The organism is Microbacterium sp. 1S1, assembly GCF_008271365.1.
In the GTDB taxonomy this organism is placed as follows: domain Bacteria; phylum Actinomycetota; class Actinomycetes; order Actinomycetales; family Microbacteriaceae; genus Microbacterium.
On sequence record NZ_CP043430.1, the window covers coordinates 942,722 to 957,179 of the forward strand.

Here is a 14,458-nt window from a genome sequence, read left to right on the forward strand (position 1 = left end):
GCGCCAGGTCAGAGGTTGTCGGAGCGGGGAGACCGACCGGTGCCGGGGGAACGGAGGCCGCGAAGGCGTGCGAGCAGGGTCGCACCCCGGGCCAGTTCGATGCCGAGGGCGCAGAGGACGACGAGAGCGGCGATCCAGGAAAGCTCGGTGACATCACCCACCTCGCCGGCGTCGGCGTAGGCGGTCGTGCTCGACGGAGCCTCGGGAAGCCTGGGTGCGGTGCCGGCCTCGCGGTGCTCGTAGTCGACGCCGAGCTGCCCGGCGATCGTCTCGAGGTTCCCCTCGTCGATGACCGAGAGCGCGCTCCCACCCTCGTATTGGATGTACTCCGAGCCTCCCTCGCCGAGACCCCCGGTCGTCACGCGCATCGGCCCGCCCTCGGCCGTGCCGTAGCCGAAGACCGCGCCGGCGTCCGTGTAGCGCGCACTCTCGGCGAACGACTCCGGCGTGGAGCCGGTCGTCTGCTCGCCGTCGCCGAAGTAGAACACCATGCGCGAACGGTCCGGTGACGACTCGGCGGCCGAGGCGAGCGTCTCCCGGAGCAGCGGTGCCGCGACACCGATCGAGCTGCCGCGTGACTGGCTCGTCACCTCGGGCCGCAGGACATCGAGGGATCCGAGGAGGGCGGTCGTGTCCGTCGTCAGCGGCATCCGCACCTCCGCCGCCGCATCCGACGTGAGGAGGGCGAACCGGGCTCCCGGGTACTCCTCCACGAGGGCACGCACGTCGGCCCGTACGCCCTCGAGCCGAGGAGCATCGTCGTCCCAGTCTTCCGCCACGATGCTCGCCGTGGTGTCGACGACGAGCACGATGTCGGTGTCGGTCGCCAACGTCTGCGTCGTCCCGCCGGGGAGACCGGGCCGCAGCAGCATCGTGGCGCAGGCGAGGACCATCACGAGCCGCAGGACCCAGAGGGACCGGTGGACGGCGAGGGTTCGACGATCGGTCACGACCTCGCCGCCGACACGAGGCGCCCGCACGAGCATCGCCACGGCGACGGCAGCCACCCCCGCGCACAGCAGCACGATGAGGAGAGGGGGCACGACGGGCTGGAAGATCACAGGCGCACCCTCCACACCAGGATGACGAAGCCGAGCGCGAGGACCGACAGCACGGCGATCCACAGGTTCGGGGTGTCGGTCCAGACGACCTGCGCCTCACCACGCAGCACCGTGGCCTCCTGCTGCTGCACCTCGTCGACGATGTCGCCGACCGTGGTCGTGTCGCGCAGTCCGTAGGCGGCGCCACCGGTCGCCTCGGCAGCAGCCGCGAGCTCCGCGCTGACGTCGGTGTCCTTGCCCTCGACGGGATTGATCGCGAACACCCGGACGCCCTTCGACGCCGCATAGGCCGCGGCCTCGTCGAGCGTCACGATCGAGGCGCCGTTGATCTCGTTGTCCGTGGCGAAGATCACCGAGCGCGACCGATCGTCGTTCGGGTGGTCGAAGCCCATCGTGCACGCCGCGAGGCCGTCGCCGATCAAGGACGCGCCGTCGCCGTTGAGCGTGCCCAGCCAGTGCTCGGGAACCTCGTCCACATAGTCGAAGCTCGACATCATGCTCGCGAGGTGCTCGCGGATGAAGTCGTAGTCGTCGGTGAGCGGGAAGATCTGCACGGGCGAGCTGTTGAAGATCGTCAGGCCGATGCGCTCGCCCTCGAAACCGTCGAGGAGTTCGTCGAACACGGACAGCACCTCCACGTCCACCTCCGACATCGAACCGGAGACGTCCAGACAGAGCATGATGTCGCGGCTCGTGTTCACGGGCTGGACGGTCTGCGCAGACATCGGGCGGGCGGCCACGACGCCGGCCACGAGCGCGGCTCCCGCGCCGAGGGCGACGACCCCGGTCAGCGCCAGGAGGCGACGGGACAGCGCCTGACGGAACGCGGGCAAGGCGCGCAGCCGCTCGGCCCTGGCGACGCGGGCCGTGTCGCCGGCGTGACGGTCTCGATGACGGCGCAGTCCGACCACCAGTCCGATCACGATGGCCACGACGACCACGGCGGCGGCGAGGACCAGCATCCACACGTTGGCTAGTGCCATGCGCGCACCACCGTCCGGGCGGCCGCGGCGCCGGCGACCGGGTCGATCGCGGGTCCCTGCCGGAAGATGCTCGGGTAGTAGTGGCGTCCCATCGCGTCGATGAGGGCGGGATGCACACCGCGAGCGATGAGGTCGTCGAGCGCGAGCACGGGCGCCTCCAGCCCGCTGTACTCGTTGACGAAGGTGCGCACGACGCGGCTCAGCTCCAGGTTGGCCTGGCGGGCCGAGAGGCGCCGGTCGCGGTAGTCGTGCTCGACGCGATCGATGCGTTCGAGGTACTCGGAGCGCAGGGCGGACAGCACGTCGAGGGTGGACGGGCGACCGCCGTCCTCCCGCGCTCCCGTCCCGGCGGGGCGCGGTCGGGTGAGCCGGAACAGCAGCCAGGCGCCGAGGATGAGCAGCGCCAGGATGCCGAGGGCGAGCAGCATCCATCCCCACCCGTACTGCGTCGGGGGGTAGAGCTCGTCAGAACCGGGCATCGGACCTCCGGTTCAGCAGTCGCAGGAGCTGGGGGACGGCGTCCTCCTGGCCGTCGAGCGCGGTGTGGCTGATCTCCATCCGCGTGAGCAGATCGGCGAGGCGCGCGGAGTCGGCCTCCCGCTGTGCGGTGAGCTCGCGCACGATGGCGCGGTCGCCCTGCACGAAGTCCGGCACCTCCCAGAGGCTGTCGACGTCGGCCCGCCGCCGGGTGGAGCGACGGTCCAGCACGGGTTCTGCGTCGCGCAGAGTGAGCCACAGCAGGTCGTGCTGCACCCGCAGCCGTCGCAGCAGCCGCTCGGTCTCGGTCGACACGGGCGCTTCATCGGTGAGGATCACGACGATCATCCGCCGCGCGATGGTCCGTGTGACGAAGGAGAGCAGAGCATCGCGGTCGCTCGGAGCCGCGGCGTCGTCGACGGCGCGGTCGATCGTCCGCAGCGCGTGCTCGAGGGCGCCCTCACTGCGTCCCGGCGCCAACCGACGGACGCGGGAGGAGTCGCCGTACACGACCGTGAAGTCGTCGCCGTGACGGAGTGTGAGGACGCCGAGCGCTCCGGTCGCCAGGATCGCCAGCTCCTTCTTCGACCGCTCGTCGGCGGCGAGGGCGGTCATCGAGCGGCCGGTGTCGACGACGAACAACACCGTGTGCATGCGAGTCGCCCGCGATCTCTTGACCAGCGGCGTACCGAGGCGGGCGGTCGCTCTCCAGTCGATGTCACGCACCTGATCGCCGTACTCGTACTTCCGCAGGTCCTCGAAGTCGAGGCTCCGCCCGTGCAGCAGCGACGCGTACGCGCCGTCGAGCGCGTGCAGCGACTTGCGGTTCGAGTGGATGAAGAGCTTGCTCTTCACCTGTGTGATGAGGCTGGGCATTCGGCGCGTGATCCCTGAGCGTGTGGACGGATCAGGGGGTGGGCACGGCGGCGAAGATCTGGTCGATGATCTCCTCGCTGCGGATGCCCTCGGCGTCGGCCTCGAACGTCAGCAGCACGCGGTGGCGCAGCACGAGGTGGCGGAGGGCGCGGATGTCCTCTGGCAGGACGTGGGTGCGGCCGCTGAGGAGGGCGAGGGCACGGGAGGCCTGCAGGAAGGCGATGCTCGCTCGCGGGCTGGCGCCGTACTTGATGTACCGCGCGCGCTCCTCGCCGATGTACGGCGCCGGATTGCGGGTCACGTAAGCCAGCGACACGATGTAGTTGCGGATCGCCGGGTCGACGTAGATCCGGCTCGCGACGTCCTGCAGCAGATGCACGTCGTCCAGCGTGACGGCGCTGTGCACGTGCCGGTCCGGGTCGAGCACGCCGGAGTCGATGCGGCTGAGGATCTCGAATTCCTCCGCCGGGCTCGGGTATTCGACGATCTCCTTGAGCAGGAACCGGTCCATCTGCGCCTCGGGGAGCTCGTAGGTGCCCTCCTGCTCGATGGGGTTCTGCGTCGCGATGACGAGGAACGGCTTCGGCAGCGGGTGGATCTCGCCGCCGATGGTCGTCTGGTGCTCCTGCATCGCCTCGAGCATGGCGCTCTGGGTCTTGGCGCTGGAGCGGTTGATCTCGTCGAGCAGCACGAAGTTCGCGTGCACGGGACCGAGCACCGTGCGGAAGCTGCCCGTCGCGGCGTCGTAGATCTGGTTGCCCGTGATGTCGCTCGGGAGGAGGTCGGGCGTGCACTGGATGCGCTTGAACTTCGCCTTCACGGTGTCGGCGAGCGTGCTGGCCGCGGTGGTCTTGGCGAGGCCGGGCACGCTCTCCAGGAGAATGTGGCCGCCGGCGATGAGCGCCACGAGCAGGCTGGTGCGCAGACGCTCCTGGCCGACCATCTTCGCGGAGTACGCGTCCGAGATCGTCTGGAGCACGGCGGTGGCTCGCGCCAACTCGGCATCGGTCGGCGCAGGCTTCGCGGCGGCGGGTGCCGGAGCTGCGGTCGGCGCGGGGGGCGGCGGGGGCGCGGAGATCGTCGGCGGGGTCTGCGCGTCGGCGTCGGTCATCGGTCTTCGTCTCCCTCGGTCACACGCGGGCCCGCACGGCGCGCCCCTCCGCCGACCAGCGTAATCGCATCCGCGCGGACCGACCTGGAGGGTGGGCGGCGCGCTCAGCGCGAGTGCCGCCCACGCAGACGCGTGATGAGCACGCCGAGCAGGCACAGTGCGCCGCCGACGAACATGAGCGGAGTGGGGACCTCCCCGAGGATCAGCCACGACAACAGGATCGCGAGGGCCGGGACCACGTACGTCGTCGCGGACGTCTTCCCGGCGGTGCTGCGCTGCAGCACGTAGGCCCAGGTGGTGAAGGCGACGGCGGTGGGGAAGATGCCGAGGTAGACCACCCACAGTGTCGCGTCGAGGGGCGCCGTCTGCACGTCCGCGATCAGCGCGCCGAGCCAGGGAAGCAGGGCGATCGTGCCCGCGGCCGCCCCGAGCCAGGTCAGCGTGGTGGCGTCGACACCCGAGGTGAGCAGGTGTTTCTGCAACAGGGTGCATCCGGCGTACATGACCGCGGCGAGAAGAGCCAGCAGGAGGCCGGTGATGTCGGGGCCGGTGCTGCTGGTGGAGTTCATGCCGATGAGGACCACGCCGAGGAAGGCGATGGGGGCGCCGATCACCAGGGGTCGCGGGAATCCCTCTCGAAGGAAGAGACCGCTGAAGACGACGACCATGAGCGGCGCCAGGTTCACGACCATCGCGGCGGTCCCGGCGTCGAGTGTCCGTTCGGCGCTGTTGAGGGCCAGGTTATAGATGCAGAACCATCCGACTCCCCACACGGCGATCATCAGCCAATGGCGGCGCTTCGGGAGCCGGATGCCGTGCCGCAGCGCGATGATCGTCAGCACGAGGGTGCCCACCGCCATGCGCAGCAGCGCCAAGGCCCCGGGGTCGTAGTGCGGCCCCGCGCCACGGATCCCGATGAAGGCCGAGGCCCAGAGCACGACCGTCACCGCGGCGGCGAGCAGGACCAGTGCGCCGTGCGATCGCGCCGGCGAGCCCTGTGGGTCGAGCCGCTCCAAGGCCCCGATGTCCTGTCTCACCATCCGATCCTGGCACCGGCCGCCGACATCGGCGATGCGCGGAAGCGACAGCCCTCGTCGCATTCCCGCCACCATGCGCTCCCCCCGCGTGGTGCGGGATCGAAAACGCCCCTCCCTGGGCGCGCGGAGGGAAACTTTCGATCCCGCGTTCGGTGTCCGAGTAGTCAGGCCGTCCGGGGTGCGGCACGACGCCGCCCGGCGCCCACGACGAGGGCGGCGGTGGCGAGGATGATCGCGGCGATGAGGAGCACCCAGAGCGCGACGCCGCCGTAGCCGCCGTTCAGCGCGGGATCGAGGAAGGGGTACGGGTACCACCACGGGTTCCCGGTCGCGGGAGCGATCACGAGGTTCGCACGGAGGAGTGTGTAGACGACCCAGACGATCGGGAAGATCGCGGCGATGGCCACGGTGCCCCAGCCGAGCGCGCGACGGCGCGGGGCGACCAGCACGTCGGCGAGCAGGACGAGCGGGATCACGACGTGCAGCACCTCGTTCGACCAGGCGACCGTGGCACCTTGCGGCAGCGCGATCCCGCGGAGCAGCGTGTTGTAGACGACGCCCGTGACGATCATGTAGGTGCTCGCGCACACGAGCAGCGTCGCCAGCCAGGTCGGCTCCACCCTCGCGTCGCGGTGCCTCAGCCCCCTGATCCCGCCGATGGCCAGCACCACCGCGGCGAGCACGTTGGAGAGGATGGTGAAGAAGCTGAAGAAGTTCGCGGCCACGGTGGGCAGGTGCCCGCCCCACGCGGTGTCTGCGGCGAGGGCGATCTCCAGTGTGCGCACGAGCTGCGCCACGATCGCCGCCGTCGCGAGCGCCGCCGCCGTGAGCCGGACGTAGGGCCACCACCGCCTCATCGCCACCTCCGCCGCCACTGTAGCGGGCGGCGCGCCCGTCGCGCCGGTGCGGGATCGAGATGGTGCCTCCCGAGACCCGAGCAGGCGCGTATTCCGTCCCGTACCGCGATCCTCCTGCCAAGGAGGGCGCTCGCCCTTCCATTCTCCACGCGTTCTTCGCCACGAACGAGGGCGTTGAGCTCTCAAAGTATGTCAACGTGATCCCCTTCACTTGCGGGTATCGGCGTCAAGTAGGCCGTTTGGGGGACAGACAGAATCCACAGCTCACCGATAGAGTCCGAGCGAGTACCGCCGCAAGCCCTCGGTCGAAGCGTGACGGTCCCGTTCGATCTCCGGCATGCAGGCGTGATGTGATGGCGCGCGCTCGCTCGCTGTGTTCGTCGGGACGACGTGATCCGACCGCTGCGCACCCCGATTTAGCGTCCACCAGCTCGGACAATGGGCGGAGCGTCAGGTCGGGATCAAGCCTGGAGCGCCCATCAACCAGATCGAGTCGCTGGGGGGCACCGCACAGTATCGGAAACCTGACCTCTTGACAGACTGGAAGAGCTTCGATGAGACTCCGGGCGCATCCGTGATCGCGGACGTGAAAAACGTCGCAGTCGTGAGGGACTCCAAGCAGTGGGACGACTACATTCTCTACGCCGAGCGGATGGCAGCCAAGAAGCGGGAAGCGGCTGCTGCCCTCTCCGAGGCGGATCGCGCAAAGCTCACGCCGGAGGACATGGTGGTCGAGCTCGGTGTGGTGATGAGGGACAACGGCGACAAGAGCAAGATCTCCGCGAGCCTGCTCGAGAAGCTATGTAACCCGGAGGAGGGAGTGACGGTGTTCATTCAGTACCATCCTTCGGCGAACGGAGGCGGTCTCTCCGGGAACGTGGTCAAAGAGTGGTGAGGGTGAGGTAGTCAATGTCGTACGACATTCAGGTATATGGAAGTTCCCGGCTCGCACCGTCGGACGTGCAGACGAGGGTGCAATCTCTCGAAGTGGGCGAGACCTCTGGCGGTGGGCTCGTCCAGGTCTTCACTCATCGTTCAGGGGAGTACTGCTTCGTCGTCGACGGGCCGCACGACGTCGGAGGCGAGGACATGGACAGTGTTCCCACCGGTCTCCCCGACAACGTGCGCTTCTGGTACACAGTCATCGTCGAAGGCTCTGCGCAGCCCCATATCGGACATGCGCTGCGTTTCGCGGATGAGCTAGCCGGGGCGGTGGGAGGGATCGTGCACGATCCACAGGTCGTCGTGGAGGAGACGTCCGACCCTCGATACGTGTCAAGGAAGACCGGGCCCAGCCGCGAGAAGTTCCTGCACGTCGAGTGGTTCCGGCACTTCGACGAGAAAAGCCCTTCGCTTGCCCAGATGTATCTCGAATCAGCGAAGGAGCATCTTCCGGCCGCGCTGCCCACCGTGTTCGGGGTCACCGAGCCACTACGGGGAAAGCTCGCCGAGGACGGGGCTCAAGGGGTCGACCGCATCTACCGAGATGATGGTCACCGCAGCAGACTGGTCCTCCGGGGGCGAAAGCCGCTCGTTTCGGGATTTATTAGTGGGTGGTCCGATCAGTCCATCGCTGAACAGCAGCGCGTCCGGCTCGTCTTCGATGCGTCGGCGCTCTCCAAGCCTCAATTCGTGAGCGCCTTCGAGAGCTTCTTCGTCGATTTCGCACAGCGTTCGAGCAGCTTCTTCTCGTACGCCGAGGTCACGCAGTCCCGCTTCTCACCGACGATGGCGCTGCCGCAACGGGGTGAGTGGCCCGGCCTGCCGCAGAGCCCTCCGTGGCTGAGCTGGTTCTCCACGGAGTACGCCGACCTCGTCCGCCCGCATCTGACCGCGGGTGAGCATCGCGAGCTGAGGGGTGGCATGCTCTATCGCTCGAACATGCCTGCGACGAGCGTCAGCGCTTCATGGACGGAGCCGGGGGCCTGGGTCCCCTCCGAGTTCGTTCCTGTTCAGGCGGATCCTGACAATCACCGCAAATCCACGGCTCGCGCAAGTGAGATGCCCGCCCCCCTGCGGTCCTCAGACTATTTCGTCAAGGTTCGGTGACTTCTCGGATCCGAGGAGCGACACCTGCCATTCATACTCCGCCCCTTTGAAAGGAAGTACACGTCCTCGTTGAATTCGCCGCCGGGTGCGCGCCGGCGCGGCCGGCGTCGCGGCCACATTAGCGGCGGCGCTCTTGGTGAGCGTGCCGATGTCGCCAGCGGTCGCCGCCGACGCGCCGGGGTACCTGGTCGAGAGCGGAGCCTATCCGGACGGGGCAGCCGTGGGCGCCGCGAAAGGGATCGTCTTGAAAGACGGCAACGGCGGCCTGCAGGTCGTGGATTGCGTGCCGCGGACAGGGCAGGTCGAAATGGAGAGCAATCAGAACGGGAAGAGGGCGACGGTCTGTTTCGAGCCGGTGTTCCGACCGGCCATCCTGAACCTCGAGATCACGAGCTCGTTCGGCGTGAAGGCGGGCGCGCAGCCGATGGAGGTCACCTACTCGATCGCCGCAGGTGACGAAAAGAAGGAGCTCGTTCCGGCGGGCGGCCGTCGTAGCGTCGACACGCCGTTCACGGGCCAGTCGACGATCCTCGTCATCGAGGTGAAGTCGGATCCCGCCGTCGATGTGCCTGCCACCACGGCGACGCATCCGCGCACAGCAGTCACGAAGGTCCGGACGGGGCTGGGCTCTTGCACGGGCACGCTCGTGGATCGCTCCTGGGTCCTCACCGCGGCGAGTTGCTTCGCCTCGCAGCCTGCCGCTGTCGTGGCGGGTGCTCCTTCCTCACCAGCGCGCGTTCTCTTCGGGCCGGACGCGGCCAACGATCGCACGGCGAGCGGCTCCGGTGAGCTCGGTGTGAAGATCACGCAGCTCCAGCCGGCGGGCGACGGCAGCGACATCGTTCTCGCCAAGCTGGAGACGCCAGTCGATGACGTCACGCCGATGCCGATAGCGACGGCAGCGCCGTCAGGCGGAGAGCACGTGTCGTTCACCGGCTTCGGTCGTACCGACTCCGTGTGGGTCCCGCTGGTCTCTCGCACGCAGACCTACCCGATCACCGCTGTGGCCCAGAAGACGCTGACGGCGTCGTCGTCGGCTGCCGCCCTGTGCGTCGGCGACGGCGGCGCTCCGGGCGTCCGCGACATCGATGGGACGGACACCCTCGTCGCAGTCGCGTCCCGCTCCTCTCAAGCGGGCTGCTTCGGATCGGGAGTGCCTGCCGGATTGGCGGAGGTGACGGCGACGCGCGGAGATGCGATCGCCGGATGGGTCGCCGCCACCGTGCAGAAGGCTCTGGACACGACACCGGTCGCTGCGGCGGATCAGGACCTCGCCCAGCAGATCATCGCGAGCGGCCGTGTCTCCGGCGGTGAAGCGGTCGCGCAGATCCGGGCGTATGCCGACGGCTTCAAGCGGGGGCATCTGATCGACGGGCAGGTCCGCGACTGCACCATCGATCCCGTGATCCTCACAGCACTGAAGACGGTCGTCGTGGATAAGGGCTTCTCCCTCACGATCTCGGCACTCAATGAGTACTGCACGACGGCCACTCCGTCTGCGACGAGCTACCACGCGAAGAACAGCGGAGGTCACGCGGTCGACATCAGCGCAGTCAATGGCGTCCCTGCCAGCGGCGACACGAGCGAGGACAAGGCTCTCGCGGCGGCTATGTTTGCGGCGCTCCCTGCGCCGGCCGGGATCGGACAAGTCACTTGCCGCGCGGCGCTCACGGTGCCCAGCGGCTGGGCGCAGACCGAGGAAGATTGCAGCCACAATCACTTCGAGTACCACGGCACACCGCTGACGCCGACGAAGCCCTCCTTCGACCTCAACAGCGACGGTAAGGCAGATGTGATCGGTATCAGCTCGACCCACGCGCTCAACATCTACCACGGCAACGGTCGCGGTGGCTGGGCCGGGCAGACCGTTGTCAGCCAGGGGTGGAGTGCGGCGAAGACAGTCATCCACGGGGATTACAACGGCGATGGCAAGGGCGACATGATGGTCATCAACACCGACGGAACGCTGTGGTATCACGAGGGTAACGGGGCGCTCGGGTTCCCCACCAGGGCCCTGGTCGACCGCGGTTGGGAAACGAAGGGATTGATCACGGGAGGCGTCGATTTCAACGGCGACAAACGCGCTGATCTCGTCGCGCGCGAGTCCGATGGGAATCTGTATGCGTACCCGGGGAATGGGAATGGGACCTTCGGACAGAAGATGCGGATCGGCGTCGCGTGGGGTTCGGTTACCCGCGTGCTCGCGGGTGACTTCACGGGCGATGGCAAGGGCGACATCCTGGCTGCCAACACGGCCGGGTACCTCAACATCTACCCGGGAACGGGCACGGTGGTGACCTCGGGCCCGCGCGTCGGCAATGGCTGGAACGGCATCACAGCAATTACGGGAGGTGTCGACTACACGGGTGACGGGAAGGCCGATCTGTTCGGCCGGAGCGCCGCGGACAATGCTCTCTATCTCTACGCAGGGAACGGCGTGAGCGGATTCGCCGCCTCTGTTCGCGTCGGCCAGGGATGGAACTCGCTCCGCACCTTCAGCTGAGGAATGAGGGGGCATCCGTGCCCCCTCATTCCGGTGCAGGACCGAAACCACGTCATCGCTCGCGGTGCGGGATCGAAATGGTGCCGTCGACGCCCCCGGAAGGCGCGTATTCCGTCCCGTATCGCGCTTCCGAGGGTGTCGGAGGCCTGCCGATAGGATGGGAGCGCCCGATCGGGCCAGCTCATCCGCCGGTGGAATCCCGGCGAGAGGCATCATCCAGGGGGTTTCCCATGCCAGGAATCGTGATCGTCGGCGTGCAGTGGGGCGACGAAGGAAAGGGCAAGGCCACCGATCTGCTCGGTGAGCGCACCGACTGGGTGGTGAAGTTCAACGGCGGCAACAACGCCGGGCACACCGTGGTCGTCGGCGACGAGAAGTACGCGCTGCACCTGCTGCCCTCCGGCATCCTCTCGCCCGGTGTGAACCCGGTCATCGGCAACGGCGTGGTCATCGACCTCGAGGTGCTCTTCTCCGAGCTGGAGGCGCTGTCCGCCCGCGGCATCGACGTCTCGCGGCTCAAGGTCAGCGCCAACGCGCACATCATCACCCAGTACCACCGCACGCTCGACAAGGTCACCGAGCGCTTCCTCGGCAAGCGCAACATCGGCACCACCGGCCGCGGCATCGGTCCGGCCTACGCCGACAAGATCAACCGCGTCGGCATCCGCGTGCAGGACCTCTTCGACGAGAACATCCTGCGGCAGAAGGTGGAGGGCGCCCTCGACCAGAAGAACCACCTCCTGGTGAAGGTCTTCAACCGTCGTGCCGTCACCTGCGACGAGATCGTGGAGGACCTGCTCTCCTACGCTGAGCGGCTGCGGCCGATGGTCGCCGACACCGGCTACCTCATCGACCAGGCCTTGAGCCGCGGCGAGGTCGTCGTGTTCGAGGGCGGCCAGGCCACGATGCTCGACATCGACCACGGCACCTACCCGTTCGTCACCTCGTCCTCGGCCACGGCCGGCGGCGCCTCGACCGGCTCCGGAGTCGGCCCCGGTGCACTCGACCGCATCGTCGGCATCGTCAAGGCGTACACGACCCGCGTCGGGTCCGGGCCGTTCCCGACCGAGCTGTTCGACGAGCAGGGCGAGTGGCTGCGCAAGCAGGGCTTCGAGTTCGGCACCACCACCGGGCGCCCGCGCCGGGTGGGCTGGTACGACGCGCCCATCACCCGCTACGCCACGCGCATCAACGGCATCACCGACCTCGTGCTCACCAAGCTCGACATCCTCACCGGGCTCGAGAAGATCCCGGTGTGCGTGGCCTACGACGTCGACGGCGAGCGCTTCGACGAGGTGCCGGTGAACCAGACCGACTTCCACCACGCGAAGCCGATCCTGGAGTACTTCCCGGGCTGGAGCGAGGACATCTCGACCGCCCGCACCTTCGAAGACCTGCCGCAGACGGCGCAGGACTACGTGCTCGCGCTGGAGAAGATGAGCAACACGCGCATCTCGGTCATCGGCGTCGGTCCCGAGCGCGACCAGGTGATCGTGCGCCACGACCTGCTCGACTGACCGGCATGACGCGTTTCTGGCTCGGGGGCTACGGCCCGGCGATGGAGGGCTCCGCCGAGGGGATCGGCGTCCTGGCGGGTGACGAGGGCCGTGAGGCCACGACACTCGCCTACCGCGGACCGGTGACGCAGACGCCGTCGCCGTCGTGGCTCGCGGCGCATCCGTCCCTCGACGTCGTGTACGCCGCGCTGGAGGGCGATGCCGCCGTGCAGGCGTTCGTGCGCTCGGGGGAGATGGCGCTGACACCGCTCGGCGACCCGGTCCCGGCGGGCGACGGCGTGTGCCATGTCGCGGTGTCCGGCGATGGACGGACGCTCATCGCGAGCTGCTATGGCGACGGACGGGTCGTGCGTTTCGGGCTCGCCGCGGACGGCCACCTCGTACCGGCGAAGGAGGACGCGGCCGCCGCGCTCCGAGCCGCCCTCTTCGGCGACGGTGACCCGGATGCCGCGCCGGCGACTCCCGCCGGAGACGGCATCGCCGCGGTCGACCCGTACGGGGACGCGGACCGCGCGTCCCATGCACACGCGGCCGCGTTCCTGCCGGACGGCCGCGTGGTCACGACCGATCTCGGCTTCGATCTCGTCCGGTTCTGGCGTCTGCAGGGCAGCGGGCTCACCCTCGACCAGGAGGTCGTGCTCCCGCGCGGAACCGGCCCGCGGCACATGGTCGTGCATCCGAGCGGCCACCTGCACGTCGTCACCGAGTACTCGTGCGAGGTCTTCACGCTCGCGGCGGCCGCCGACGGCACCTGGAGCGTCGTCTCCGCGGCGCCGGCGAGCCCCATCGCGCAGGTCGGCGTGGACTTCCCCGCCGAGCTCGCCCGCACCAAGGACGGCCAGTTCCTCTACACCGCCCTCCGTGGCAGCAACACGATCGCGGCGCTGCGGGTCCGCGGCAGCGGCGGGACGCTGGAGCCGGTCGCCCTCGCCGACTCCGGAGTCGACTGGCCGCGGCACCACCTGGTCTATCAGGGCAAGCTCCTCGTCGCCGGACAGCGCTCCGACACCGTGACGCTGCTCGACCTCGATGAGAGGACGGGAGCACCGCTCGGAGTCCGGCACGAGGCGCAGGCTCCGGCGCCGACGAGCATCCTCCCGCTCCGCTGACGTTCAGCGAGCAGGCGGCGTTCGCCTTCGCCGCGGTGGAGTGATTTGCCCCGACGCGTCGGCGCCCCTACTCTGATGAACGGTGTTCAGGTGAACACCGTTCAGGAAGGACGAACCATGGCTCCCACGACCCGCGACACCTCGGCGGCCCTCGGTCGAGTGGCCGTGTCCGCCGCACTCATCATCGTCCTGGGCACGGTCGTCGTCCCGCTCCCGGGCGGCGTCCCCATCACCGGACAAACGCTCGCGGTCATGCTGGCGGGTCTCGTCCTCGGGCCGCGGGTCGCGCCGTGGTCCGTCGCACTGGTGCTCCTGCTCGCCGCGATCGGACTCCCGGTCCTCGCGGGAGGTCGCGGAGGGCTCGGGGTCTTCGTCGGTCCCACGGCGGGCTACCTGCTCGGCTGGGTCGCCGGCGTCGTCGTCATCGGACTCGTGATGCGTACCGGTCGGCCCACCTGGTGGCGCGTCGCGCTCGCCGCGTTCGTCGGCGGCGTGCTGGTGGTCTACGCTTTCGGCATCCCCGTGCAGGCCCTGGTCACCGGCGTCCCCCTCGACCTCACGGCGCTCTCCACTCTGGCCTTTCTCCCCGGCGACCTCATCAAGGTGACCGCGGCCACCCTTGTCGTGCTCGCCCTCCGCCGTGCCTACCCCCGGGCGTTCGCCGATCAGCGTCCCGCCCGTCCCGCCGTCGCCTGACCCTCCTCCCCGGCTTCCCCGCCGACTCTGCTCCGGATGCACGACCCGAAAACGTCTGCCGGCAGATGACCCCTTCAACGTCGTGCGGCCGTCCTCGGGCCGTGCATCCGTATCGTGGGACTCGACTCCGAACCCGAACTGCAGTCGGCCGCCTGACGCCCGAGCGTGTCGAGACCATCGCC

12 protein-coding genes and 1 pseudogene are annotated in these 14,458 nt (G+C 68.8%); 6 read left to right on the forward strand and 7 right to left on the reverse strand.

Annotated elements, in window-relative coordinates; genetic code table 11:
• Positions 1-8: 8 nt before the first annotated feature.
• The 7 genes from FY549_RS04780 to FY549_RS04810 all read right to left on the reverse strand — a co-directional run bounded on the left by FY549_RS04780 (position 9) and on the right by FY549_RS04810 (position 6,402).
• Positions 9-1,061, reverse strand: coding sequence for a vWA domain-containing protein (locus tag FY549_RS04780; protein WP_149084057.1), 1,053 nt, complete (start codon positions 1,059-1,061; stop codon positions 9-11).
• A complete protein-coding gene (locus FY549_RS04785) occupies positions 1,058-2,044 on the reverse strand; it encodes a VWA domain-containing protein (RefSeq protein ID WP_200839078.1) in 987 nt (328 codons plus the stop codon). The genes FY549_RS04780 and FY549_RS04785 overlap by 4 nt, the downstream gene beginning before the upstream one ends.
• The gene (locus FY549_RS04790; RefSeq protein WP_149084058.1) at positions 2,035-2,523 is read right to left on the reverse strand and encodes a hypothetical protein; all 489 of its coding nucleotides are present in this window, start codon (positions 2,521-2,523) and stop codon (positions 2,035-2,037) included. The genes FY549_RS04785 and FY549_RS04790 overlap by 10 nt, the downstream gene beginning before the upstream one ends.
• Complete coding sequence (locus tag FY549_RS04795; RefSeq protein ID WP_149084059.1) at positions 2,510-3,397, reverse strand: DUF58 domain-containing protein; 888 nt, start codon at positions 3,395-3,397, stop codon at positions 2,510-2,512. The genes FY549_RS04790 and FY549_RS04795 overlap by 14 nt, the downstream gene beginning before the upstream one ends.
• A 31-nt stretch (positions 3,398-3,428) precedes the next feature.
• Positions 3,429-4,508, reverse strand: coding sequence for an AAA family ATPase (locus FY549_RS04800; protein WP_187614927.1), 1,080 nt, complete (start codon positions 4,506-4,508; stop codon positions 3,429-3,431).
• A gap of 104 nt (positions 4,509-4,612) precedes the next feature.
• Positions 4,613-5,545, reverse strand: coding sequence for a DMT family transporter (locus tag FY549_RS04805; protein WP_259614118.1), 933 nt, complete (start codon positions 5,543-5,545; stop codon positions 4,613-4,615).
• A 164-nt stretch (positions 5,546-5,709) separates the two neighbouring features.
• Positions 5,710-6,402 carry a Pr6Pr family membrane protein gene (locus FY549_RS04810; RefSeq protein WP_149084061.1) on the reverse strand — a complete coding sequence of 231 codons (693 nt, stop codon included), beginning with the start codon at positions 6,400-6,402 and terminating at the stop codon, positions 5,710-5,712.
• A gap of 445 nt (positions 6,403-6,847) precedes the next feature.
• Here FY549_RS04810 and FY549_RS04815 point away from each other — a divergent pair.
• The 6 genes and pseudogenes from FY549_RS04815 to FY549_RS04840 all read left to right on the forward strand — a co-directional run.
• Positions 6,848-7,297, forward strand: a pseudogene (locus tag FY549_RS04815) (hypothetical protein); the annotation flags it as partial.
• A gap of 92 nt (positions 7,298-7,389) precedes the next feature.
• On the forward strand, positions 7,390-8,451 hold the full coding sequence (locus FY549_RS04820; protein ID WP_149084063.1) for a hypothetical protein: 1,062 nt from the start codon (positions 7,390-7,392) through the stop codon (positions 8,449-8,451).
• Positions 8,452-8,536: 85 nt separating this feature from the next.
• Positions 8,537-10,954: an FG-GAP-like repeat-containing protein gene (locus FY549_RS04825; RefSeq protein ID WP_149084064.1), complete on the forward strand. Its 2,418-nt coding sequence runs from the start codon at positions 8,537-8,539 to the stop codon at positions 10,952-10,954.
• A gap of 230 nt (positions 10,955-11,184) precedes the next feature.
• The gene (locus FY549_RS04830; RefSeq protein WP_149084065.1) at positions 11,185-12,471 is read left to right on the forward strand and encodes an adenylosuccinate synthase; all 1,287 of its coding nucleotides are present in this window, start codon (positions 11,185-11,187) and stop codon (positions 12,469-12,471) included.
• A gap of 5 nt (positions 12,472-12,476) precedes the next feature.
• The gene (locus FY549_RS04835) at positions 12,477-13,580 is read left to right on the forward strand and encodes a lactonase family protein (protein WP_149084066.1); all 1,104 of its coding nucleotides are present in this window, start codon (positions 12,477-12,479) and stop codon (positions 13,578-13,580) included.
• 117 nt (positions 13,581-13,697) lie between these two features.
• Positions 13,698-14,276, forward strand: coding sequence for a biotin transporter BioY (locus tag FY549_RS04840; RefSeq protein ID WP_149084067.1), 579 nt, complete (start codon positions 13,698-13,700; stop codon positions 14,274-14,276).
• Positions 14,277-14,458: the final 182 nt, after the last annotated feature.

What these genes read in the sequence shown, in the direction of transcription:
- FY549_RS04785 (WP_200839078.1), bottom strand. Translation starts at nt 2,044, where the DNA reads ATGGCACTAGCCAACGTGTGGATGCTGGTCCTCGCCGCCGCCGTGGTC.
- FY549_RS04830 (WP_149084065.1), top strand. Translation starts at nt 11,185, where the DNA reads ATGCCAGGAATCGTGATCGTCGGCGTGCAGTGGGGCGACGAAGGAAAG.
- FY549_RS04835 (WP_149084066.1), top strand. Translation starts at nt 12,477, where the DNA reads ATGACGCGTTTCTGGCTCGGGGGCTACGGCCCGGCGATGGAGGGCTCC.
- FY549_RS04790 (WP_149084058.1), bottom strand. Translation starts at nt 2,523, where the DNA reads ATGCCCGGTTCTGACGAGCTCTACCCCCCGACGCAGTACGGGTGGGGA.
- FY549_RS04795 (WP_149084059.1), bottom strand. Translation starts at nt 3,397, where the DNA reads ATGCCCAGCCTCATCACACAGGTGAAGAGCAAGCTCTTCATCCACTCG.
- FY549_RS04800 (WP_187614927.1), bottom strand. Translation starts at nt 4,508, where the DNA reads ATGACCGACGCCGACGCGCAGACCCCGCCGACGATCTCCGCGCCCCCG.
- FY549_RS04810 (WP_149084061.1), bottom strand. Translation starts at nt 6,402, where the DNA reads ATGAGGCGGTGGTGGCCCTACGTCCGGCTCACGGCGGCGGCGCTCGCG.
- FY549_RS04840 (WP_149084067.1), top strand. Translation starts at nt 13,698, where the DNA reads ATGGCTCCCACGACCCGCGACACCTCGGCGGCCCTCGGTCGAGTGGCC.